This is a genomic window from Staphylococcus sp. HMSC065D05, from assembly GCF_001813195.1.
Classification (GTDB): Bacteria; Bacillota; Bacilli; order Staphylococcales; family Staphylococcaceae; genus Staphylococcus; species Staphylococcus epidermidis.
Genome location: NZ_KV811763.1, coordinates 170,419 through 170,818 on the forward strand (window position 1 = coordinate 170,419; position 400 = coordinate 170,818).

General features: G+C 30.0%; 1 protein-coding gene. It reads left to right on the forward strand.

Going from position 1 to position 400, the window contains the following annotated elements; translation table 11 throughout:
- Positions 1–114: 114 nt before the first annotated feature.
- The coding region (locus HMPREF2897_RS08890; protein WP_141751294.1) for a Csa1 family protein at positions 115–400 on the forward strand (286 nt) is incomplete at its 3' end.

Genomic DNA, 400 nt, shown 5'->3' on the forward strand with positions numbered 1-400 from the left:
TTAAAATGAATGGCTGTTTATTGTTTGGTAATATGAAAGAGTAATATGAAGAAGTCTAAGAATTTGATTTATATCGTTTTTACAAATATACGATAAATAGAAAGATGTGAAAATGTGAAACATTCGAAAAAGTTACTTTTATGCATCAGTTTTTTATTAATAACGTTTTTTATTGGCGGATGTGGAAGTATGACAAAAGAAGGTAATAAAGAAACGCAAATCAAAAAAAGTTTCGAAAAAACATTAAGTATGTACCCTATCAAAAACCTTGAAGACCTGTACGATAAAGAAGGTTATCGAGATGAAGAATTTGATAAGGATGATAAAGGGACATGGTTGCTACACTCGGAAATGGCTATACAACGTAAAGGAGAAGATTTAGAAACTAGAGGTATGGTGT